Source organism: Arthrobacter sp. 2MCAF15 (assembly GCF_052115605.1).
Lineage (GTDB): Bacteria > Actinomycetota > Actinomycetes > Actinomycetales > Micrococcaceae > Arthrobacter.
Genome location: NZ_JBFRGZ010000005.1, coordinates 102,338 through 125,747, shown reverse-complemented (window position 1 = coordinate 125,747; position 23,410 = coordinate 102,338). Strand labels below are relative to the sequence as shown.

At 65.2% G+C, this 23,410-nt stretch carries 17 protein-coding genes; 6 read left to right on the top strand and 11 right to left on the bottom strand.

Translation table 11 applies throughout. The features are described 5' to 3' along the window. Positions 1-137: 137 nt before the first annotated feature. Positions 138-527 carry a hypothetical protein gene (locus AB4089_RS08205; RefSeq protein ID WP_441408791.1) on the bottom strand — a complete coding sequence of 130 codons (390 nt, stop codon included), beginning with the start codon at positions 525-527 and terminating at the stop codon, positions 138-140. 370 nt (positions 528-897) lie between these two features. Here AB4089_RS08205 and AB4089_RS08200 point away from each other — a divergent pair, with 370 nt between their 5' ends. Next, positions 898-2,106, top strand: a complete 1,209-nt coding sequence (locus AB4089_RS08200) for a serine hydrolase domain-containing protein (RefSeq protein WP_441408790.1) — start codon at positions 898-900, stop codon at positions 2,104-2,106. 32 nt (positions 2,107-2,138) lie between these two features. Here the strand turns inward: AB4089_RS08200 and ggt are convergent, their stop codons facing one another. Beyond that, positions 2,139-3,968, bottom strand: coding sequence for a gamma-glutamyltransferase (gene ggt, locus AB4089_RS08195; RefSeq protein ID WP_441408789.1), 1,830 nt, complete (start codon positions 3,966-3,968; stop codon positions 2,139-2,141). Between the two features lie 867 nt (positions 3,969-4,835). Between ggt and AB4089_RS08190 the strand changes: the two genes are divergently transcribed. Continuing rightward, positions 4,836-6,005 carry an alkaline phosphatase family protein gene (locus tag AB4089_RS08190; RefSeq protein WP_441408788.1) on the top strand — a complete coding sequence of 390 codons (1,170 nt, stop codon included), beginning with the start codon at positions 4,836-4,838 and terminating at the stop codon, positions 6,003-6,005. A gap of 37 nt (positions 6,006-6,042) precedes the next feature. Here AB4089_RS08190 and AB4089_RS08185 read toward each other — a convergent pair whose 3' ends face one another. Next, positions 6,043-8,556: a bifunctional lysylphosphatidylglycerol flippase/synthetase MprF gene (locus AB4089_RS08185; RefSeq protein ID WP_441408787.1), complete on the bottom strand. Its 2,514-nt coding sequence runs from the start codon at positions 8,554-8,556 to the stop codon at positions 6,043-6,045. Between the two features lie 345 nt (positions 8,557-8,901). Between AB4089_RS08185 and AB4089_RS08180 the strand changes: the two genes are divergently transcribed. The 3 genes from AB4089_RS08180 (at position 8,902) to AB4089_RS08170 (ending at position 13,077) form a co-directional block, all read left to right on the top strand. Then, entirely contained in the window at positions 8,902-10,269 is a 1,368-nt protein-coding gene (locus tag AB4089_RS08180) for an alpha/beta hydrolase (protein WP_441408786.1), read from the top strand. Between the two features lie 217 nt (positions 10,270-10,486). After that, positions 10,487-12,094 (top strand): phospholipase D family protein, encoded by a 1,608-nt coding sequence (locus AB4089_RS08175; protein WP_441408785.1) that lies wholly within the window; start codon positions 10,487-10,489, stop codon positions 12,092-12,094. A 419-nt stretch (positions 12,095-12,513) separates the two neighbouring features. After that, on the top strand, positions 12,514-13,077 hold the full coding sequence (locus AB4089_RS08170; RefSeq protein ID WP_441408784.1) for a DoxX family protein: 564 nt from the start codon (positions 12,514-12,516) through the stop codon (positions 13,075-13,077). 87 nt (positions 13,078-13,164) lie between these two features. On the opposite strand, the gene AB4089_RS08165 is transcribed toward AB4089_RS08170, so the two are convergent. Next, complete coding sequence (locus AB4089_RS08165; RefSeq protein ID WP_441408783.1) at positions 13,165-14,187, bottom strand: LLM class flavin-dependent oxidoreductase; 1,023 nt, start codon at positions 14,185-14,187, stop codon at positions 13,165-13,167. 250 nt (positions 14,188-14,437) lie between these two features. Continuing rightward, complete coding sequence (locus tag AB4089_RS08160; protein WP_441408782.1) at positions 14,438-15,076, bottom strand: DinB family protein; 639 nt, start codon at positions 15,074-15,076, stop codon at positions 14,438-14,440. A gap of 441 nt (positions 15,077-15,517) precedes the next feature. Between AB4089_RS08160 and AB4089_RS08155 the strand changes: the two genes are divergently transcribed. Then, entirely contained in the window at positions 15,518-15,943 is a 426-nt protein-coding gene (locus AB4089_RS08155; protein ID WP_441408781.1) for an acyl-CoA thioesterase, read from the top strand. Between the two features lie 201 nt (positions 15,944-16,144). Here the strand turns inward: AB4089_RS08155 and nrdF are convergent, their stop codons facing one another. The 6 genes from nrdF to AB4089_RS08125 form a co-directional block, all read right to left on the bottom strand. Next, entirely contained in the window at positions 16,145-17,119 is a 975-nt protein-coding gene (gene nrdF, locus AB4089_RS08150) for a class 1b ribonucleoside-diphosphate reductase subunit beta (protein ID WP_441408780.1), read from the bottom strand. Between the two features lie 99 nt (positions 17,120-17,218). Next, complete coding sequence (nrdE, locus tag AB4089_RS08145) at positions 17,219-19,339, bottom strand: class 1b ribonucleoside-diphosphate reductase subunit alpha (protein WP_377985181.1); 2,121 nt, start codon at positions 19,337-19,339, stop codon at positions 17,219-17,221. A gap of 68 nt (positions 19,340-19,407) precedes the next feature. Next, complete coding sequence (nrdI, locus tag AB4089_RS08140) at positions 19,408-19,914, bottom strand: class Ib ribonucleoside-diphosphate reductase assembly flavoprotein NrdI (protein WP_441408779.1); 507 nt, start codon at positions 19,912-19,914, stop codon at positions 19,408-19,410. 63 nt (positions 19,915-19,977) lie between these two features. Next, positions 19,978-20,223: a glutaredoxin-like protein NrdH gene (gene nrdH, locus AB4089_RS08135; protein WP_018773329.1), complete on the bottom strand. Its 246-nt coding sequence runs from the start codon at positions 20,221-20,223 to the stop codon at positions 19,978-19,980. Positions 20,224-20,678: 455 nt separating this feature from the next. Further along, a complete protein-coding gene (locus tag AB4089_RS08130) occupies positions 20,679-21,917 on the bottom strand; it encodes a class I SAM-dependent methyltransferase (RefSeq protein WP_441408778.1) in 1,239 nt (412 codons plus the stop codon). Next, entirely contained in the window at positions 21,914-23,410 is a 1,497-nt protein-coding gene (locus tag AB4089_RS08125) for a class I SAM-dependent methyltransferase (protein WP_441408882.1), read from the bottom strand. The genes AB4089_RS08130 and AB4089_RS08125 overlap by 4 nt, the downstream gene beginning before the upstream one ends.

Sequence of the window (23,410 nt, the reverse complement as noted above, 5' to 3'; positions counted from 1 at the left end):
ACCCTCCTGGTCAGACATATTGGGACCAATGCTAACGCGAGGACGTGCCGCGAACCCCAATCCCCAGTCAGAAAACGGGCGAGATCGGGGTGGCAGATTTTGCCGAGCCCCGATCGCCGGATCCAAGGGGTGTGCGTTCACCAGGTGCCTGAGTGGTGATGGCGCCTGTTGTCGTCGTGCCGGTGTCCGTTATGGTCCCAGAAACCCTCCCTGTCATGCCGACAGCCGTCCCGGCCCGTCCAGGAGCCGCTGTGATCGTTGTCGCCACGCCAGTTGCCGTTGTCGTCACGCCAGCCCCAGCCGTCGGAGTTGTCATGCCACCGGTTCTCTCCATCCCACCAGCCGTGGTTGGAATCGTGCCGGTTGACGTCGCGCATCTCGTGCCTGTGCTCGAACGACGACTGGCTCCACGAGCTGGCGGCGGTGGTGGAGGTCGTAACGGCAGCGCTGGCTGGCATCGCACTGGCGCCCAGGCCCAAAGTCGCCGTCACAGCAGTTGTTCCGATGATGCGAATAGCCTTGTTCATGAACTTCATCCTTTGAGGACTCGTCCTCCGCACTGCTCCTGCCGGAACCAGCCACCCTCCGGCGGTAACGGCTTGGGCGTCCCCGGACGCCATTCCGGACAGCGCTGCGGGAGGCCAATGATATTCAGTGGAGTTGTTCGGCCGAGCTTAGCCGGCGGACTCCGGCCGGGGCCTGCAGAACCGGTGCCGCACGGGGTTAGTTGCCCCGAGCACCTTTCCAGTTTACCCACTTAGCCGGTCCCCGGACAGGGATTAAAGGCGGGCTTTCCCAGCAACGTCGGGCGCTCTTTCCAATAGTCAGCGGGCTGTCTGGGAGCGACTTTACGAGCCCGACCTATCCACAGGAGGCGTTTGAGCGTAAAACCAAATCATGGGCGCCTTGGCTGCTTGGTTGCGGACGGGTTTTGGTCCGCTCGGTGCGGTAGCTTTCTCCGCGGCTTTGGTTGTCGCGGTGAGCGGTTGCGTCGGGGCCCCTCCCGTAGGGGCCCCTCCGACGCCGGCTCCGCCGAGCGTCGCCGCGATCCAGGCAGCAACGGATTCCCTGGAACGAAGGGTCCAGCACTTCATGGATGGCGGAGCGACGTCCCTTGTTGTGCAGGTGCGATGGTCTGGCGGCGAATGGTCCAAGGCCTACGGGGTGCGAAACCTGGTCAGCAAGGACCCGGCGCGGCCGCAGGACCGGGTATCCGTTGCCAGCATTACGAAGTCGATGGTCGCCGTCTCCGTCCTGAAACTCGTCGACCAGGGTCTTATCGGGCTCGATGACCCGGTGAACGGTGTCCTGGAGAGCTTCAGGACCACGCTGCGGCCGCCCGGACCGATCACCGTCCGCCAGTTGCTGAACCATAACTCCGGCATGCCCGATTACGGGAACTCAGAATACGCGGCGGGACCACTGAAGCAGGTTGCGAACACACGGCTCAGCATGCAACGAGGACTCGAACTGGCCGCCACGCTCCCCTGGGAGTCCAAGAATATGGACCGCTTTTCTTACTCGAGCTCCAATTACCTGGCTCTCGGCCAGCTGATCGAAAAGCTGCGCGGACGTCCCGTCGCCGACGTGCTCAATCAAGACATCTTCGCTCCTCTTGGACTTCGGCACACGTCGCTGGCCGAACCGGACCGCGGGGCTCCGGACAACATCCACGCCTACGTCATTGACGGCGGCGAACGGGTCGATCTCACCCAGCCCGAGGTTTTTGTCGGCTCCCCCGCAGGCGGCGTCATCTCCACCACGCAGGACGTAAACAACTTCTACCGGGCCCTCCTGCGCGGCCAGCTGCTTTCCCCCGCCATGCTTGAGGAAATGAAGAAGAAGACCGAATTCTGGGACTACGGACTCGGTCTAGAGCGGTTTCCTGATGCATGTTCCGGCGACTTCCGCTACGGCCATACAGGGCACATATTCGGCTACATGAGTATTTCCATCACGAGCGCCGACGGCGGCAACCAGATCACGATGACCATGGCGCACGCCCCGCTGCAGTGGCAGGACCCTGCCACTACACGCCGCATCGACCTGCTCCAGACGCAGATGGAACAGGCCGCCCAGCAAACCCTCGACCGCCTCTGCCAGTAAACAGACCGTGGAGCCGGGCCCGGGTGGAGCCCCTACTTCGGCGATGGCTTGAGTGCCATCGCGGATCCGCCGCCGCGTCTGACGGGCTCTGCGGCGGCGATCATGCCGCCGTCGGGCAGGAATTCGATGGCGGTCGCGGCGCCGATCTCCGCTGCCGAGGTGAACGCGTCCCCCGACGGCGTGAACTGATGGCCAAAGGGCGTCAATTGGCTTCCGTACGCGGCGATGAACTCCGGCTCGGCCGTGACTTTGGCCGTGTTGCGTTGCGAGGCACGCGGCGCAGCGATCGCCTCGGAGATGGTCATGCCCAGGTCCACACGGTTCAGGATGGTCTGCAGGACGGTAGTGATGATGGTCGATCCGCCGGGCGAGCCGAGAGCGAGGAAGGGCTTGCCCTCCTTGAGGATGATGGTGGGCGACATGGAGGAGCGGGGGCGCTTCCCGGGCTCGATCCGGTTCGGGTCGGCCTGGTTGTAGACGGTGGAGAAGTCGGTCAGCTCGTTGTTGAGCAGGAAGCCGCGGCCGGGGACCACCATGCCGGACCCTCCGGTCTGCTCGATCGTGAGCGTGTAGTCGACCACGTTCCCCCACTTGTCCGCGACCGTCAGGTTGGTCGTGGAGATGTTCTCGGTGTCCTTCTCCTCGGCGGGCGCGACGGCGGCAGCCGGGCACGCGCCGTCGTACGCCGACACGTCCCCCGGAGCAACGGGCTTCGTCGCCGCGTGAACTGGGTCGATCTTGCAGGCGCGCTCCTTGCCGAACAGCGGGTCGGTGAGCGCGGCGGTGGGGACGCTGACAAACGCGGGGTCACCGACGTACTTGCCCCGGTCCGCGAAGGCAAGCGCGCTGGCCTCGAGGTAATGGTGGAGGGCGCCGGGCGTGGACATCCCGGACAGGTTGGAAGGCTCTAGGATGTTCAGTGCCTCGCCGACCGTGGTGCCGCCGCTGCTGGACGGCGCCATGCCGTAGACGTCCAGGTCGCGGTAGTCCACGTGGGTGGGCGCCTGGTCCAGGGCGCGGTAGGCGGCGAGATCCGCCGTCGTCAGGTGGCCTGCCGGAACGGGCAGCGTTGTGCCGGCCGTCTTGGGCGGAGCCTGCACCGTGGCCGCGATCTCGGCCGCGAGCGGGCCGCCGTAGAAGCTTCCCGTGCCCTTCTTCGCGAGGAGCCGGTATGTCTCGGCGAGGTCGTGGTTCTGGAAGACGCTGCCGACGGCGGGGGCGTCGCCGCCCGGGAGGAAGAGGTTGCTCGTTGAGGGGAATGCCTCGAACCGGGCCTTGTTGTCGAGGGTTTGCTGGCGGAACGTCTGGTCGACCACAAAACCTCGGCTCGCCACGTTGATGGCAGGCTTGAGGGCATCGCCAAGGCTGAGCGTGCCCCAGCGCCGGAGGGCACGCGCCCAGGTTGCCGGCGTGCCGGGGATGCCGACGGATACGCCGCTCGTGACGAGCTCGGGCGTGAAGCGGTAGGGCTGCCCGGTCGCCGGGTCGATGAACGCGTCGTGCGGCATGCCTGCCGGTGCGGTCTCCCGGCCGTCGATCGTGCCCACCGTGCCGGTCTTCGCGTCGTAGAACACGAAGTAGCCTCCGCCGCCAATCCCGGCGCTGTATGGCTCGGTGACGCCAAGGGTCGCGGCCGCGGCGACGGCGGCGTCCGCCGCGTTGCCGCCCTTACGGAGGACCTCGATGGCCGCAGCGGACGCCTCCGGGTCCACGGTGCTCACCGCGCCGCCGTACCCGGTGGCGGTGGGCGTCTTTGCTGTTTCCCGCGGATCGGCCAGCGCAGGGGCAGCGACGACGCCGCCCGTCACGCTCAATGCCAGAGCCGCCGTGACAGCCACCAGCCCACGTGTCATATGTGCCATGATCGCTCCCGAGTCCGTGTTATGCATATTGACAATTGCTGTCACGCTACTACGCCGATCTGCAACACTCAACACTTGCGGCCTCGGTAGTAGACGCCATTGGGTGGCCCTCCGAAGAGGTCGGCCAGGTCCTCGCGCCGCCCGCAGCCCCTGTCCGCCGCACCCGCGCAGGGCTAGGATTTTGCCTGTTGGCCAAGCACGCAGTGACCAGCACCGGCGGGGGGCAGGCGCATAGGCAGACGCAGAGTGAGGAAAACGCTGGGACCGGAGGGACGAGGCTGAGCGGACCGCAGTGGCGGCGAGTAGTGGCAGCCCTCGCCAACAACGACGCGCGGACCGCCTACGCGCAAATGGTGCTCGGCGCCAAGCTCCCAGACGTGGTTGACGATCTGAATAACCAACGGCGAAACCGGACCATCGCCGCCCTGCTTGGAGTCTGGGCTCGTCGAACGGAATGCCGCCAACGAACTGGAGGCGCCTGAGGCAATCTTCCGCGACCTGCTCACTCAGCAACCGCGCCGACAGGCGAAGACCGGAGCCAACGACGCACCACGCAAAGCGCTCCCGGCCGCTATGGCGAAACGAACAGCAGCGATGTTCAGTCTGCTGACGTCCCCGAACGGGACCGGTTTCCAGCCCCTGGGCCGAGATGCATGTCAATGGCAGCGACGAGCACTGGCGTGCCGCTGCTCAATTCGACGTACGGAATCAAGCGGCCTGGGCGCAAATCCTGGCGTAGCAATGAGGTGCACCGGCAGGCGTTGACCGTGGTTCGGTACGGGGAGACGATTATGGGCACAGAATCAACACCGTCCTGCGTGGCGCGCGCCGTGCGGGATTGTCACGACCGTTGTGGCAAGGAGTCTGATGCGCCGGAAATCGCTGTTGCTGGGCATGACCATGGTCTTTGCGCTACTGGCCGGGCTTGGTGGCAACCAGCCGGCCGGTCCTGCGGGCTGGGTCCCGCCCATTCGCCACGTATTTGTGATTGCGCTGGAGAACGCGTCCTTTGCCCAGTCGTACGGCCCAACCTCGCAGATCCCTTATCTTGCTCAACCGCTGCGAGGCCAGGGCGTCTTGCTGAGCCAGTACTACGGGACCGCGCATTACAGCTTGGGGAACTATCTGGCCATCCTCGGCGGTGTCGCCCCGAACGCGGATATCCAGATGGACTGCCCTGCATACCAGGACATGGTGAACCCCTCCGCGGCACCCGGCGGCCAGGTCAAGGCCGCCGCCGGCTGCATCTTTCCCGCGCCTGTACCCACCTTGGCTGGTCAGCTCACGGCCAAGAATCTGTCTTGGAAGGGATATATGGAGGACATGGGCAACATCCCAGGCCGGGAAGAACCCACCTGCGGAAAGCCCGCCTTGGGCCCGGAATCGGCAGACCTAACGCAGAAAGCCACGGCCGGCGATGCCTACACGGCCCGGCACAACCCGTTCCTCTATTTCGCCTCGGTCGCCGCAACCCCCGCGTGCGCCGCGAACGTGTTTCCGCTGTCCCGGCTGCCCCAGGACCTGGCAGCGGTCTCGACCACGCCTAACTTCTCCTTGGTCTCCCCGAGCCTGTGCAACGACGGACACGACGCGAACTGCCCTGGCCAGGCAGCCGGTCCGGGAGCCGAAGATGCATGGCTGCGCACGTGGATCCCCCGCGTCATGGCGTCCCCTGCCTATCAGCAGGACGGGGCCATCATCATCGTCAATGACGAGGCCGGGGGCGATACCAGTGCATGCTGCAAGGAGCCCTCCGGACCGAGCGTCCCCTATCCCGGACTGCCGCCGTCGGCTGCCGAGGACGGGACCTTCGCGGCCGGGCCGGGCGCCGGCAAGGGCGGCGGCCGAATCGGTGCGCTCATCCTTTCCCCCTTCGTCAGGCCCGGGACAACCAGCGCGACACCCTACAACCACTACTCGCTCCTGAAAAGCATCGAGGACCTGTTCGCACTCCCCCACCTTGGCTACGCCGCCGCCCCCGGTCTCGCCAGGTTCGGCTCCGACGTCTGGGCGGTCCCCGCCGCCACGGGCTCCTGATGCAGCGTGGGGGCCGCCGGTGTGGCGGCACGGAGTCTCATTCCGGGCTGCTGCTTGAGCGCCCGGCGGCCATGCTGCCCCGCTTGAGGATCCGGTGCAGGAGCTGGAATCCTTCTCCGAGGGAGAGACCGGGAAGGTAGGCCCGGCCGAGGGCGTTTCCAATGCCCGGCAGGGCCGCGGAGTCCGGATACACCATATAGAGCGGGACGTAGCGGGGGTCGAACTTGCGTTTAAAGGCCAGCAGGGACCGGAATCCGTAGACGGGTTCCAGTGCGGCTCCGAGAGCGTCCAGCAGCCGGTCCAGGCCGGCGGCCGGCGGCAGACCCTTCGGCGCCATGCCCGGATGTCCCTCCGGGGGTACGCGGACCAGAGGTGCACCGGAAAGGCTGATGAACCCGTATCCTTCGTCTTTGAGTCCCGTTGCGGCCGAGGCGATAAGGAACTCGATCGCTGCCCGAAAACCACTGTTGCGCCGCCTCATGAAATCCAAGGTCCAGCCGGCGATTTTCCTATCGCGGTAGACCGGAAGCCATGATGTGACCGCGTGCACCACGTGATGGGTGTCGATGGCCAGCAGGCAACGCACTTCGGGGTCGTTGAGTTCCTCCAGGCCACCAAGGGTAAAGCCCATTTCCGGCAGCTTCCGATCCGCGACCCATTCTTCGGAGATGGCTTGGATCTGGGTCTGGACGTTCAGTCCGGCGGTGGGGTATCGAACCCATTCTGCGTGGATTCCGGCCTTGGCCGCGTTGTTCATGGCAGTGCGGACATCCTGGAATTTTTTCCCTTTGAAGGACAGCGATTCCAATGGCAGGACGGTTTCCTGGGCAACCTGAACCGAATCCCAGCCGAGTCCGGATGCCGCGTCCCGGACCTCTGCGGGTACCGAGTAAAGACACGGCGTCCACCCGTTCGATTGGCAGTACTGCGAGAATTCCTCCACGACTGCCGAGGCCCGGGCCGGAGGCCCCACGGGTGGACCGAGCGTCAGGGCGATCCCGGCGATGACGCGGTAAGCGATGAAGCTCTCGCCGGCTCCGGAAAACCAGTAGGTGTTCCCGGACCAGGTTGTCATCCAGGAAATGGAGCTGTTCTCCTGTTCTTTGAGGATCGCCAGAGCCCGGTCTTTGTCGTTACCGCGTCCGTCCGGAGCGGGTCGCAGAAAAGTTCGAAGGACCAGCACACCCGTGGCGGCCCAGAACGCGATGCCGACTCCCTCATAGAGCAGTACGGCCGGGGTGCTCTGCGGGAAAAACGCGGGCGGGACATCCACGGTGAACCCCAGGGGCAGGAACCTGTCCGGGACATCGGCCAGCAGATCCACCGGACCAGGGACAGGGGTAAAGCCCGCCGCTAGGACCAGTCCGGAAGCCACATAGACCAGACCCAGGGCGCAGACCAGGCCCAGTACCTGCAGACCGAGCCGCGTGTAAGTCCCCCGGGGTGCCGCGACTGGAAACAACTTCCGGCACGCGAGCAGCACACCGAATAGCGCCACCGGCATGAGGAGCGGCACCACCAGTGCCAGCGGCTGGGTGCTGTTGCCTGGTTGGCTTGCGTTTACCAGCTCGCCGGCGACGGTATTCGGACCGGCGGACTGCAGGACGCCGACCAAGGTGATGAGCGCCAGCGCCGACAGTCCGGCCAGGACGAGCAGTGCCGCGGCCCAAGCGAACCGTCGTCCGCGGCGGAGCCCCTCAGCGAGCAGCAGCAACATGAGCGACGGGACAATCGCCATGAAGATGCCGCCAGCGCCGGCCCTCAGCTGCAGGTGCAAGGCCTCGCAGTACCTGTGCTGGGCCGGGACGGCGCACACATTTTGCAACGTGTTGGGATCGACCGGCTCGATGTCGGTGAACAGATAACGCAACACCGACAACGGACCCACAGCGTGCGGGAGCAGGCCGGAAACGACCGGCCCCACCGCTGATACCGCGACCAGGACGGCTATGAGCACACGGCCCTCATGCCGGCTGCTCACCGGGCGCACAAGCCGAGGCCGGTCGCCCAGCAGCAGCGGGCCCAGCAGCGCCCCGGCAATGCCGGCTCCCAGACGGACAAGGTCTGTGAAACCCCCGCTGTAGAGGGCCAGAAGTATCAGCAGCCCAAAGGTGCCCAACCGGATCCGGCGCCTCCACAACGCACCCATAGAAGCCGTAGCCGCCATGGCCGCCCCGCAGACCATCGCGCTGGGACCGAGAAAGTATGTGCCGCTCATACCCGCGGCCCAGGACCCCATCATCGCCCTGGCTGCGGCCCAGAACACGCAGGCGGCCAGGACACCCGCCGTCTGCGCCAGCACCGCCGAGAGCGAAAATTTGAGACTCCCCATCTGCCGTTCCAACGGTATGGCGGCGACCAGCACAAGGACCGTTCCCAGCACATAACCGGGAAGATCCCGGGCCCAGAACGCGGACGTCAGCACCGTCCACCAAGCTTCGGGCAAGGAATGCGCGGACGCCGCGACACTGGACCTCCACCCTGGCCCGGGACCGGAGACTATAGCCGACGACACGGCGCCCAGGATCCAGAAGAGGACCACAAATCCCATAGAGACAGGAGCATTCCTCAGCACCGGGAACATCCACCGCTTTAGCCAGCGGGGACGGGGCGGGCTGTCTCGTTCGACGGGCGGCGACACTGGCACGCGGAATTCCTTTCAGGATGGTGAGGAGTTTTAGGCTGGCCCACCCTGTCAGTTCCATTGCACCACTTCCGCCCGCCCAGCAACACAGGCGGCACGGAGAACGCCCACGGTGGACGGCAAGGAAGACCCGGAATTCCCAGCTTCCCCTCCGATGAACGTGCTATAAAAACTTCATCGGCCACCCGCAGCCGCGGTTGTAAGCAGCGCCCAGGCGGCAGGCAGGACCACATCCTAGGGCAGGAGAGCGGAGTGGAGCAGTTTCTCAGCCTCAGCATCGTCGATGAACCGCTGCTGCACGCTTTCTATGCCGTCGCCCTCCTGACAGCCCTCGCCCTGCTGATACGCCGGGTCCTGCTGCCAGGCTCGGTGCTCCGTTCCCGGTTCCCGGCCCGTACCCGAAAGAATGACCGGCCGAAGCCATTGGGACGCCGGACGTGGCTCATCGTGGCCGGGGCGGGAGTGTGCGTCGGTGCCCTGGCAGGCGCCATCACCTTGGTCATCTGCGAATTCCTGCTGAACGTCTTCGGCCTGCCGCTGGACGCTGACACCCGCGCCTGGGTGATCGCCGCGTTCGCCGGTACCGGCCTCGCTGTCGTGAACCTGTGGCGCTCACACTGGTGGCGGAAAGCCGGTGCCATCCTTGCCGTCCTGCTCTTCATCACGACGGCGGCACTGGGCATCAACGCCGCGTACGGCCTGAACCCGACTCTTGGGGCCCTGCTGGGCATGACCCAGACCGGCCATCTGGCACTGCCCAGGCTGAACCCAAACCTGCCGCAGAATAACGGGAACCCCTTATGGCAGACCTGGAATCCCCCTGCAGGGATGCCGGACACCGGGCAAAGCGGGCCCGTATCGATCCCGGCGCCCGTCTCCGGGTTCCAGGCCCGGGACGCCTACCTGTACCTGCCGCCCGCCGCCCTGGTCGATAATCCGCCGGCCCTGCCCATTGTCATCATGATGATGGGCCAGCCGGGAGGACCTGAGCAAAACAAGTCTGCCGTTCAGGAGCTCAACACCCTGGCCCGTCAGAACCACGGACTGGCGCCGCTGTTCCTCACCATCGACCAGCTGGGCAATCCCTATCGGAACCCCGTCTGCGTGGATTCGGCCAAAGGCAACGTCTATACCTACGTGACCACCGACGTCGTCAATTTCATCCGTACGAACCTCAACGTCCCACCCGACCGGATCCAGTGGGCCGTGGCCGGTTACTCCAATGGCGGGGAGTGCGCGCTCTCATTCGGGGCCAAAAGGCCTGAAGTCTTCGGCTCGCTGCTGGATATCTCGGGCGAGCTGGAACCGATTGACGGCTCCGCGGACAACACGGTGAAGACCATCTTCGGTGGAAACCAAGCCGCCTTCAATGCGGAGAAGCCCGCCAATATCCTGAAGGCACACAAGTACAGCGACGAACTGGCCATCTTCACCCACGGTGCCGTTGACACCCTGTACGGGCCCCAGGCCGCCACCGCCCAGGCGGACGCGAAGGCCGCAGGGATGACCACCAGGCGGTTCGTGGGCGCCGGCATCGGGCACCGCGGCGATGCACTCGAATACGGTCTCAAGACCGGGCTGCCCGTCCTGTACCAACGGTTTGGCCTAGCCCCGCCCTGAACAGCCACCGGCTGGACAACACCGTAGCAGCCGCGGACTCAGCGTGAGCGTCCTGGTTGGACATTGGCTGGGCCGGGGGGTTCTTCGGACCGCCGGGCCGCGCGGCTGCTGCCCGCTAGTACCTGGAGCTTGCGACACGGTCGCTGTCAGCATGGTCGTAGGCTACTTTGGAGACCGGACACTAGCGGCCTGGCCCCGGGCTCGAAAGAAGGACTGAGTGGACAGCGATACTGGCACGTGGTTTCTGAGTCGTGCTGAGCGGGGGAATCTGGCCACAGACGTGCACGCGGGCGGTGCCGGATCGCCGTCGTGGTCGGAGGGCAACCTGGTGCGGCCCCTGATTCATGGCGCGACCTACTTCGCCCGGCTGCACGAGGAGTTGACGGCCCTGCAGGCGGGAGACCGCGTGTGGTTCACCGACTGGCGTGGCGACGCCGATGAGCGGCTGCTGGCGGACGGACCGTCGATCGGGGACGTGCTCGCGGGGTTGGCCCGCGCAGGGGTGGAAGTGCGGGGCCTTGTCTGGAGATCCCACGGAGAGAGCGTGTCGTCCCCGATCAGCAACCGGTCCAACGAGCTCCTAAGTCGTCAGGTCAACGACGCCGGTGGAGAGGTGCTGCTGGATCAGCGTGTACGCATGTTCGGCTCCCATCACCAAAAACTCGTCGTCATCCGCCATCGGGACAATCCGTCGCGGGACGTCGCGTTCGTCGGCGGGATCGATCTATCCCACACCCGTCGAGACGACGTCGACCATGCGGGAGACCCGCAGGCGGTGAGCATGGATTCCAGGTACGGGGACCAACCACCGTGGCACGATGCGACGCTCGAACTCCGTGGACCCGTGGTGGCGGATGTGCTGGCGGTGTTCGCTGAACGGTGGAACGACCCGCATCCGCTGGACCGCCGCACCCCCTACCGGATGCTGCTTCAACGTCTGGCCCGGATGCCCCGGAACCCCAAACCGCTCCCGGCCGCTGCACCGCCGCCGCCACCGGCGGGCCCTCACGCTGTGCAGCTGCTGCGCACCTACGGGGTGAAACGTCCCCCGTTCCCGTTCGCACCCGACGGGGAACGCAGCATCGCTCGCGGCTACGCGAAAGCCTTCGCCCTCGCCCGCTCGCTGATCTACATCGAGGACCAGTACCTGTGGTCAACAGAGGTCGCAGCAGGAATCGCGGAGGCCCTCGAACGGAACCCTGAACTGAAAGTGATCGCCGTCGTGCCCCGTTACCCCGACTCCGATGGTCCGATCGCAGGACCGGCCATCCGGATCGGGCAACTGCGTGCCATCAGGATGCTGCGCCGGGTTGCTCCGGACAGGGTGGGCGTGTTCGACCTGGAGAACAGCGCCGGAACTCCGATCTACGTCCACGCCAAGATCTGCATCATCGACGACACCTGGATGACCTGCGGCTCAGACAACTTCAATCGCCGATCCTGGACCACCGACAGCGAGCTCACCTGCGCCGTACTCGACACCACTGCCGACAACAGCGAACCACCCGGCATGGGCCACGACGCTTCCCGGCCGTTGGCCCAACGCCTCCGCCTCCAGCTCTGGGCCGAACATCTGGGCCTGGACCAGAACGATCGCCAGCTCCAGGATCCGGCGGCCGGGCTCAAGCTTTGGAACGCCACCGCAGACGCCCTCGACCAGTGGCATGAAACCGGGCACCGCTCGCCCCGCCCCACCGGACACGTGCGCCACCACACTCCAGAGCCCGTGCGGGCCCTGCAACGCCTCTGGGCGGTCCCGATGAGCCGCCTCGTCGTGGACCCGGATGGACGCCCCCGCCGGCTGCGTGGCACGACAGAGTTCTAGGCGAGTACGCCTGATCGACAACGGGATGGCCAGCGTGCTGGTTCTCCGCGGCCTCAAAGGGATTGGCGCCGTTTGTCCGGCCAGCGGTAGTCGAAGCTGACCATGAGTTAGACAGGGAGGGACTCCCATTCGGCCTCGGTGCTGATTTCACGAGTCACGGTGTGCCAACACTGCAGGACCTTGATCTCGGCTTCGAACTCAACGACTAGGGGAACATCACCCGCCAGGCGCGCCCAACCCGCGGTGTCATGTCGCTGCACGTTTTCGTGCAGTACCTGTGAATCCTGTTGCCGCCTGCGGCGGGAGAAAGACTTCCTAAAGGCTCCTTCCCGTGACCGGCACGTCCCGCCGACGTAGAATCGTGCTGGACAAAGAGCGCCGGCCGGCGCAGCGTCACAGCGCATCCAAGGAGGACCCCTATGAGCCATGCACCGACCAGCCCTGAGGCTGCCGCCGCCGCACAGACCCTGTTCCGGGTCGCACTCGGAGGCGTGCTCATCGCTCACGGATCCCAGAAACTCTTCGGGTGGTTCGGCGGAGGAGGAATCGAAGGCACCAGCAAGGGCATGCACGCTATGGGCTTTCGCCCGGCAAAACCCAGTGCCATCCTCGCAGGCGTGGGTGAAGCAGGAGCCGGTGTTGCCCTGGCCCTGGGGCTGGCCACTCCGGCCGCCGGCGCCGCCGCTGCTACCACGATGGGCGTCGCGGCCAGCGTCCATGCCCCTAACGGCTTCTTCGCCACCGAGGGCGGCCTTGAGTACCCCGCGGTGCTGGGCTTGGCGGCAGCATCGTTCACCATCGGCGGCCCCGGACCCTTCTCCCTGGACTCGCTCACCGGTCATATCCTGGACCGGCCCTGGATGCGGGCGGCTGCCTTAGCCGTGATACCTGCAGCCATCGGGATCCAGATCTACCGCCGGCGTATAGCCCTGGCCAACGACACGGTGGCAACGGATTCCGGATCCCCGGTGGAACAAGGCTAAACTCACCCCATCACGCCTTAGCCACCCATGCATTGGCCAACCAAGCCACTAATTGAGCAGTCGCCTAGGGGAATCTGCCACCCTGGGTCAGCGCCAGCCGAGCTGCGGCGCCACATACTTCAGGATCGACTCGATGACGTGGGCGTTGTAGTCGACACCGAGCTGGTTCGGGACCGTGAGCAGTAGGGTGTCTGCCGCGGCGATCGCCTCGTCCTCGGCCAGCTTCGCGGCCAGCTCGTCCGGGGCACCCGCGTAGGACCGGCCAAAGACCGCGCGCGTTTTCTCGTCGATGTTGCCCACCTGGTCGGAGCTGTGGCGGTCGCGACCGAAGTATTGCCAGTCGCGCTCGTCCGTCAGTGCGAAGATGCTGCGGCTGACCGAGACGCGCGGCTCCCGCCCGTGCCCCGCCTCCTTCCAGGCCTGCCGGTAGAGCTCGATCTGCTCGGCCTGCTGGACGTGGAAGGGCTTGCCGCTCTCGTCATCCTTGAGCGTGGAGCTCTGCAGGTTCATGCCAAGCTTCGCCGCCCAGATGGCCGTGGCGTTCGAGCCGGAACCCCACCAGATGCGCTCGCGCAGACCCTCCGAGTGCGGCTCCACGCGCAGCAGGCCGGGAGGGTTCGGGAACATCGGGCGCGGGCTCGGCGCCGCGAAGCCCTCGCCAGTGAGCACCTCGAGCAGACGCTCGGTGTGCCTGCGGCCCATGTCGGCGTCCGACTCTCCCTCGGCGGGGGCGAAGCCGAAGTGACGCCACCCGTCGATGACCTGCTCGGGTGAACCCCTGCTGATGCCCAGCTGCAGCCGGCCGCCCGAGATCAGGTCGGCCGCGCCGGCGTCCTCCGCCATGTAGAGCGGGTTCTCGTAGCGCATGTCGATCACGCCGGTACCGATCTCGATGCGGCTTGTCCGTGCCCCGATCGCCGCGAGCAGTGGGAACGGGGAGGCGTATTGCTGCGCGAAGTGGTGGACGCGGAAGTAGGCGCCGTCCGCCCCCAACTCCTCGGCCGCGACCGCGAGGTCGATCGCCTGCAACAGCGCGTCCGACGCGCTGCGCGTGCCGGACTCGGGGTGGTCGGTCCAATGGCCGAAGGACAGGAATCCGATGTTTTTCACACCACGAACCAACATAGTGGCGGGGGTTCTTATTCCCGCGGGGCCTCAGCCTCGCACCCCCGCAAGCGGCACGGGCCGCTTCCGCCACGGCCGGAGATGCGACCCGTCCGTCGCCTCCCTTACGGGTCGCACAGGGGCAGTCAATCGTTCAGGGTCGCGGTTTCCTGGCGGAGGACGCGGGACACATTCATGGAATTGCCGTCTACGTAGAGACTCCGCCGGCTGAGCTGTCCGCGGTGCACGCTCGTCGCTACTGAGCTAGGTGAACGTAGAGGTCGCGGAGCAGCGCGATCTCGGCTCCGTGGTGCAGGATCTCCTGGTTCTCCCACCACACGATCGACGGAAACGTCTCCTCGGCATCGCTGCCGTACGGGTAGCTGCTCAGCCCGGTCCGGTCATAGTCGGACTCATCGACACTGAGTAGTACCCGGCGCCAGTCGGCTGCGGCCTGACGGAACCTCTCGATAGCGCCGGCTGCATCTGGTCGTGATTCGTACGTCGCTCGATCGAACGTTCGGTCGCCCCCGAGGTGGTTGGATCGGCCCAACAGCGTCTCGGAGATGTGGTCAAGCCGCCAGGCGATCGTCGTGAGGGGCGGAGGCCACGGACTTTCGGGGGCGCCGTCTCGCCCCCACTCACCCGCGCCGATGAGCTTGATGGCGCCCGATCCGGGCCCATCGGCGCGCCTCCGTACCGACCAGCACGCGGCGACCGGTTCCCAGAGGTACTCGGCGTCCGTCAGTACCGGTACTTTGACGTCGCTGTCATCACCCGAGTTGCTGGTGGGCCCGGCGAGGCGAGTGAGAAGTCGTTCCGTCGCCCAGTCGTACTGCTCGAGCAGTGGCTTGAGGCGCTGGTTGGTCATCATGGCATGTAGCCTATACTCCACGAGATGCCGTTAGGCGCCTACGCACGGTCGATGTTCGTCTTTGGGGCATCTGCTGGCTGTCCACGACCAAGTGCCCGCCAAGGGATCCGCTTGCGTGCGTCCGTCGGCCATAAAGCGCTGCGGAAACCACGCCTTTTACCGCTGCGATCCACAGGGTCCTTTTCCGGCCTCCGCAACACGATTGGGCGAGGGTCTAGACACGATGCAACGTCGGGCTGCAGCATCGTCCCGTTAGTGGGATCGCCTGAGTGTCCGGAGGGTCAGGCGCCTCTTCCTCACAATGTCGTCAGGGGCTACTGTTGCGAGTTGTCTTGTTGAGAAAATGAGGTACTCATGGACGGCGGCGTGACCGCTTGATGGCTCACCAGCTCGGTAATGGCTGGCGGATTGGCTCGCTTGCGGGTTCAGCGAGCAATATTAAGGCAAGCGAAGGGGCGCTGTATGGCGAAGGTACCGATCGTTTACAAGAGCACGCACAGGGTCAAGTTCTCCGAGCTCGACCCCTACAACCACGTGAGCACGGGGATATACGCGACCTATTACGCAGATCACCGGATGGAGGGCCTGCGGGACTATGTTGGTTGGGATCTGGAGACCCTGGGCACGTTGCCATTCATGGTCTGGGTCCGGAGGATGGAGATCGACTTTCTGCGGCCTGCTCGGGGCGATCAGGAGATCACCATCACGTCGTTCGTGCGCGAGTTCCGCGGGCCCGATGCGCTTATCGAGTGCGCCATGGTCGATTCCCGCGGAAATAACGTGTCGCGCTGCGTCATGACCGTTGCCCACGTCGACAAGGAAACGAGTCGCTCGTCGGACTGGCCGGCCGATGTCATGGCGCTGTTCTTCGAAAAAGAAGCCTTGTGAGCGCCGCCCCCAGCGCTGAACCCAACTCCCTGCGCGGTCGTCATCGAGCCATGAGCTGATTCAGACACAAAGCGGGCCCTGCACGATTTACCGTGCGGGGCCCGCTTTAGTGGCAGCTACTCGGAAGACTTCCAACTAGACGATGCGTTTCTTCCCAATAGGGGTGCCATTTTTCCAATTAGGTCGACATCTCACCGGAGACTAGAAGTCCCAGTCGTCGTCCTCAGTATTGACGGCCTTGCCAATGACGTAAGAAGAACCCGAACCCGAGAAGAAGTCGTGGTTCTCGTCAGCGTTCGGCGACAGGGCCGAGAGGATCGCCGGGTTCACGTCGGTGACGGAGGCCGGGAACATGGCCTCGTAGCCCAGGTTCATGAGGGCCTTGTTGGCGTTGTAGTGCAGGAACTTCTTGACGTCTTCGGCCAGGCCGACGGAGTCGTAGAGGTCGTGCGTGTACTGGACCTCGTTCTCGTACAGCTCGAAGAGCAGCTCGAAGGTGTAGTCCTTGATTTCCTGGCGGCGCTCCTCGGAGACCTTCTCCAGGCCCTTCTGGAACTTGTAGCCGATGTAGTAGCCGTGAACGGCCTCGTCGCGGATGATCAGGCGGATCAGGTCGGCCGTGTTCGTCAGCTTGGCCCGCGAGGACCAGTACATCGGCAGGTAGAAGCCGGAGTAGAACAGGAAGCTCTCCAGCAGCGTCGAGGCCACCTTACGCTTGAGGGGGTCGTCGCCCTGGTAGTAGTCCATGACGATCTGGGCCTTCTTCTGAAGGTTCACGTTCTCGGTGGACCAGCGGAAGGCCTCGTCGATCTCCTTGGTGGAGGCCAGCGTGGAGAAGATCGAGGAGTAGCTCTTCGCGTGCACGGACTCCATGAACGCGATGTTCGTGTAGACGGCCTCTTCGTGCGGGGTGAGAGCGTCCGGAATCAGCGAGACGGCGCCCACGGTGCCCTGGATCGTGTCCAGCAGGGTCAGGCCCGTGAACACGCGCATGGTGAGCTGCTGCTCGTCCGGGGTCAGCGTGGCCCACGACTGGACGTCGTTGGACAGCGGGATCTTCTCCGGAAGCCAGAAGTTATTGACCAGGCGGTTCCAGACGTCCACGTCCTTGTCGTCCTGGATGCGGTTCCAGTTGATCGCCTCGACGTGGCTAAGCAGCTTGACCTTTTCGGTCATGTCATCCCCTAAAAGTTGGGTTCTTCGTTAAGTTAAGCGTACGACGGCGGGCGGCTGCCCGCCGTCGTACTCAAGCAGTTATCAACCTAAATCAGTTGATCACAACATGCATGAAACGCAGCCGTCCACTTCCGTCCCTTCCAGCGCGAGCTGGCGGAGACGGATGTAGTAGATGGTCTTGATGCCCTTCTTCCAGGCGTAGATCTGGGCCTTGTTGATGTCACGCGTGGTGGCGGTGTCCTTGAAGAACAGCGTCAGGGACAGGCCCTGGTCCACGTGCTGCGTGGCAGCGGCGTAGGTGTCGATGACCTTCTCGTAGCCGATCTCGTACGCGTCCTGGTAGTACTCCAGGTTGTCGTTCGTCAGGTACGGCGCCGGGTAGTACACGCGGCCCAGCTTGCCTTCCTTGCGGATCTCGATCTTGGACGCCACCGGGTGGATCGAGGAGGTGGAGTTGTTGATGTAGGAGATCGAGCCCGTGGGCGGGACGGCCTGCAGGTTCTGGTTGTAGATGCCGTGCTCCATGACGGAAGCCTTCAGCTCGCGCCAGTCATCCTGCGTGGGGATGTGGATGTTCTTGAACAGCTCCGCGACCTTCTCGGTCTGCGGGACCCATTCCTGCTCGGTGTACTTGTCGAAGAACTCGCCGGAGGCGTACTTGGACTTCTCGAAGCCGCCGAAGGTCTGGCCGGTCTGGATGGACAGCAGGTTGGAGGCGCGGACCGCGTGGTACACCACCGAGTAGAAGTAGATGTTGGTGAAGTCCAGGCCCTCTTCGGAGCCGTAGTGGACCCGCTCGCGGGCCAGGTAGCCGTGCAGGTTCATCTGGCCGAGGCCGATCGCGTGGCTCTGGTCGTTACCGCGGGCAATCGAGGGCACCGAGGTGATGTTGGACATGTCCGAGACGGCCGAGAGGGACCGGATGGCCGTCTCGATGGTCAGCCCGAAGTCCGGCGAGTCCATGGTCTTGGCGATGTTCAGCGAGCCCAGGTTGCAGGAGATGTCCTTGCCGGTCTGGTCGTAGGACAGGTCATCGTGGTACGTCGTGGGCTGGGAGACCTGGAGGATCTCCGAGCACAGGTTGGACATGATGATCTTGCCGTCGATCGGGTTTTCCCGGTTCACGGTGTCCTCGAACATGATGTACGGGTAGCCGGATTCGAACTGGATCTCGGCGAGGGTCTGGAAGAACTCGCGCGCCTTGATCTTGGTCTTCTTGATCCGGGAATCGTCCACCATCTCGTAGTACTTCTCGGTGACCGAGACATCGGAGAACGGCATGCCGTAGACCTTTTCGACGTCGTACGGGGAGAACAGGTACATGTCCTCGTCCCGCTTGGCCAGCTCGAAGGTGATGTCCGGGATGACGACGCCGAGCGAGAGGGTCTTGATGCGGATCTTCTCGTCCGCGTTCTCGCGCTTGGTGTCCAGGAAGCGGTAGATGTCCGGGTGGTGCGCGTGCAGGTACACCGCACCGGCACCCTGACGGGCACCGAGCTGGTTGGCGTAGGAGAAGCTGTCCTCGAGGAGCTTCATCACGGGGATGACGCCGGAGGACTGGTTCTCGATCTGCTTGATCGGCGCGCCGACCTCGCGGATGTTGGTCAGCGCGAAGGCCACGCCGCCGCCGCGCTTGGAGAGCTGCAGGGCGGAGTTGATGGACCGGCCGATCGACTCCATGTTGTCTTCGATGCGGAGGAGGAAGCAGGAGACCAGCTCGCCGCGCTGCTTCTTGCCGGCGTTCAGGAACGTCGGCGTGGCCGGCTGGAAGCGGCCCTCGATGATCTCGTCCACCATCTGGGTGGCGAGCTTCTCGTCGCCGCGGGCCAGGTGCAGGGCCACCATGCAGACGCGGTCCTCGTAGCGCTCCAGGAAGCGCTTTCCGTCGAACGTCTTCAGCGTGTAGGAGGTGTAGAACTTGAACGCGCCGAGGAAGGTCTCGAAGCGGAACTTCTTCTTGTACGCGCGGTTGTAGAGCTCGCGGATGAAGTTCATCGTGTACTGGTCGAGGGTTTCGCGCTCGTAGTACTCGTTCTTGACGAGGTAGTCGAGCTTTTCCTCGAGGTCGTGGAAGAACACGGTGTTGTTGTTCACGTGCTGCAGGAAGTACTGGTGCGCGGCCTCGCGGTCGGCCTCGAACTGGATCTCTCCGTTGGGGCCGTAGAGGTTCAGCATGGCGTTGAGCTCATGGTAGCCCAGGCCCTTGTAGGCGGCCGGCATCTCGTGCTTTTCCTGCTTCTCAGCGGCGGTGGCGGTGCCGGTGCCGGTGGGCAGGCCTGCGCCCTCAGTTACTGCTGTGTCTGCGACAGTCGTGTCCAAAACTCTTCCAATCCTTGTTGTACGCGGTTGACGTCTTCCGGCGTCCCCATGAGTTCGAAGCGATATAGGTGCGGGACCTTGCACTTGGCGGCGATGATGTCCCCGGCCATGCAGTAGTTGTCCCCGAAGTTGGTGTTTCCTGCGCCGATCACTCCGCGGATCAGCTTCCGGTTGCCCGGATCGTTCAAAAACCTGATGACCTGCTTTGGAACAGATCCCTCTCCCCCGGTGCCGCCGTAGGTCGGCACCACCAGCACATACGGCTCCCCGGCCACCAGCGGAGCGTCCCTGGCGTAGAGGGGGATCCTGGCGGCGTCGACGCCCAGCTTCGCAACGAAGCGTGCCGTGTTTTCGGAGGTGGAGGAAAAGTAGACGAGGCGGCAGTGGGTTAGCTCGGGAACTGCTGTGCTGACCGCTTCCCCGCTGTCAGCCGTAGCGGCTACCCGATCTTCAGTTGTTACAACCACGGTGGTCACCTCATCTACCGTGAAAATCTTGCCTGGTAGCGGCGTCCCRGAACCTTCAGGCTATTGGGCGTTTCAGGCTACAGCGACGGCGGCGGCCTGCGCCAGTTCTTCGATCTTGTCCGGGCGGAAACCGGACCAGTGATCCTGGTCGGTGACGACAACGGGGGCCTGCATGTAGCCCAGGGACTTCAGGCGCTCAAGGGCCTCGGCATCCTGGGAGATGTCGACGCTCTGGTAGGCGATGCCCTTCTTGTCCAGCGCGCGGTAGGTCGCGTTGCACTGAACGCAGGCCGGCTTCGTGTAAACCGTAACGGTCATGGTCCTGTCCCCTTTGTTGAAGTCTTCTTCGGAGCGCTTCCCCGGCTCCGACCGTCCCGCGCTGATGCTCTGCTGGAACTGTATGTCGATACTACATGTAGTGCAAGAGCCTCACGCGGACCCCAAGATGATGTATTACAAGTATGTCATTTAACCCACCGTTAATCCACAGGAGGGGGTCCGCCAAATGTCCGGATTTCCGCCATTTTGGCGGACGAAATCCACACCCTGTGGAGTAGTTAGCCACATTAATCACCCCCGCGTGTCGCACCGCAGACGGCGTGTCGCGCCCGATTGCGGGGAGGCGAAACGGTGGCGCCGGCCACTACATGTGGTGTCCGGGCACACGAAAGAGGCGGGCACCGTGGTGCCCGCCTCAGGGAATCGTGATTGTTCTAACAGCCGGTGTTCCATGTGCTCCGTGACCGGTGCCACGGCATGCGGAACCGGGGGACTTAGCTGAGCTGCTCCGGACGGCTGCAGAGGATCTGGTCCACGCCCATCCGGGCCTCGGCGAAGCTGCGCAGCGCACCCACCAGGTATAGCCGCCAGACCCGGGCGATTTCCGCACCCATCATGGCTACGGCGGCGTCGTGGTTCTGCTCGAACCTCTCGTACCAGGCTTCCAGCGTGCGGACGTAGTCGCGGCGCATGCCCTGCACGCCCTCGATCTCGAACCCGGCATCCTCGAGGAAGCCCAGCGTCTCCCCCACCGGGCGCATGTGCATGTCCGGAGCGATGAAGGATTCAATGAACGGGCCGCCGCCGGGGTGCTTGCCCTGCCGTGACATCTGCTGGACCAGGACCCGGCCGCCGGGGCTGACGTTGCCGAACAGGGCCGCGGTGTAGACGGGGTAGTTGCGCTGGCCGACGTGCTCGCCCATTTCCAGGGAGGCGACGGCGTCGAAGGGGCCGTCCGGGATCTCGCGGTAATCCTGGACCCGGATCTCGACGTGCCCTTCCAGCCCGCGCTCCGTGACGCGGGCGTCGATGAACGCCTTCTGCTCCACGGAGAGGGTGACGCCGACGACGTCGACGCCGTAGTACTGTGCCGCGTGCAGGCTCAGCGAGCCCCAGCCGCAGCCGACGTCGAGAATCCGCATCCCCGGCGCCAGCCCGATCTTGCGGCACACGAGGTCCAGCTTGTCCCGTTGCGCGTCCTGGAGCCCGTACCCGGGTACGGAATCGGTCCAGTACCCGCTGGAGTAGGCCATTTGCGGGTCCAGGATCAGGGCGTAGAAGTCGTTGCTGAGGTCATAGTGGTGGCTGATGGCCGCCCGGTCCCGGAGCAGGCTGTTCACCCGGCCCCGGACCCGCGCCTGGCTGGCCGGCGGCTGGGGCGGGGTGCCAAGGGCGCCCGCTGACGTAGCGATCCGGGCGACGCCGGCCAGCAGGGCCGGCGTCGGGCGGACGCCGGAAAGGCCCCGGTCGCGGGCCACCTTCCACAGGTGCTCCAGCGCGGAGTTGAGGTCGCCGTCGACGTCGATTTCCCCGGTGACGTAGGCCTGGGCGGCACCCAGCTCCCCCGGCGCCCACAACAGGCGGCGGATGGCGTCCGGCGAGTTCAGCCGGACCACCGGCGCGCCGGACGGGCCTGCCTCGCTGCCGTCCCAGACGACGAGCCGGACGGGCAGCTCCCCGCCCACTACCGGTCGCAGGGCCTCGGCAATGGTGTCCGCGAGCTGCGCTGTCATGCGGCGGCGCCCTTCTTGCCGGCGGCGGCCTTGCCGGCGGCGCTCTTCGTGGAAGCGTGGTCGAGCACGATCTGCTGCACGTCGAGGTAGCCCGTCTCGAAGCCGGCCCGGGAGTAGCACAGGTAGAACAGCCACATCCGCTGGAAGACGGCGTCGAAGCCCATGGCGCCGACCTCATCCGCGCGGGCCATAAACCGTTCCTCCCAGAGCCGCAGGGTCTGGGCATAGTGTTCGCCCATGGCGAGGCGTTCGCGGACCCGCAGTCCGGTCTGCTTCTCGGTGATTTCCTCGATGGCGCGGACGGACGGAATGACACCGCCGGGGAAGATGTACTTGTGCACCCAGGTGTAGCTGGTGCGGGTGGCCATGAGCCGGTCGTGGGCGATCGTGATGGCCTGGATGGCCACCTTGCCGCCGGGGGCCAAGACCCGCTCGATTGTCTGGAAGTACGTGGCCCAGTACTGGAAACCGACGGCCTCGATCATTTCGACCGACACGACGGCGTCGTATTCGCCCTCCACGGCCCGGTAGTCCTTGAGCTCGATCGTGACGGCGTCGGCGTAGCCGGCCTCGGCCACGCGCTGGCGGGCCAGTTCCTGCTGCTCGCTGGAGAGCGTGACGGAGTAGACCGTGGCGCCGCGGGCGGCGGCGCGCAGGGCGAGCTCGCCCCAGCCGGTGCCGATTTCCAGGACGCGGGTGCCTAACTTCACGCCGGCCTTGTCCAGCAGGCGGTCGATCTTGGCCTGCTGCGCGGTGGCCAGTCCGTCCCAGGTCACGTTCCTCAGGGCGTCTCCGCGTTCCGGGAAGAGGGCGCTGGAGTACGTCATGGTGCTGTCCAGGAAGGAGGCGAAGAGCTCGTTGGAGAGGTCATAGTGCCGGGAGATGTTGGAGCGGGTGTTCTTTTCGGTATTCCGTTCCCGGCGCGGCTGGTGCGGCAGGTACAGGCCGCGCAGCTTCTGCAGCGGCTCGGGCACGAGCGTGCCGACCCGTGCGGCGAAGACCTCCATGACGGCGGTGAGGTCATCGGCATCCCAATCGCCGGCCATGAAGGACTCGCCCAGGCCGATCAGGCCGCCGTCGCCGAGCCGGGCCGCGAAGGCCTCCGGCCGGTTGATGGTCATGACGGGGTAGACGGTGCCGGCGGGCGCGTCGCCCGAGGCGGCCCCACCCGAGGCCGCCTTGCCCGAGGCTGCCCCACCCGAGGCTGCCCTGCCCAATACGGTGCCGTCCGGGTAACGGACCGCCAGCGGCAGGCTGCGCACGGCCGCCCTGAAAATGGCGTCCGCGGCGCGTCCGGCCACCCGGGCCTTCAGGCTCGAGGGCACGGCCGCGATGCTGGGCCAGATGGCGGCGTCGATGGTGGCGGGCGGCTGGGGAACGGTGTAGGGCACCCCACTGTTTACGACACTGCTATTTACGGCCCGGCCGGTGACGGCGCTGTTGCGCGTGGTGCCCTGTGCCCGTCCCGTACCGGATCCGGTCGCTTCGGTCAT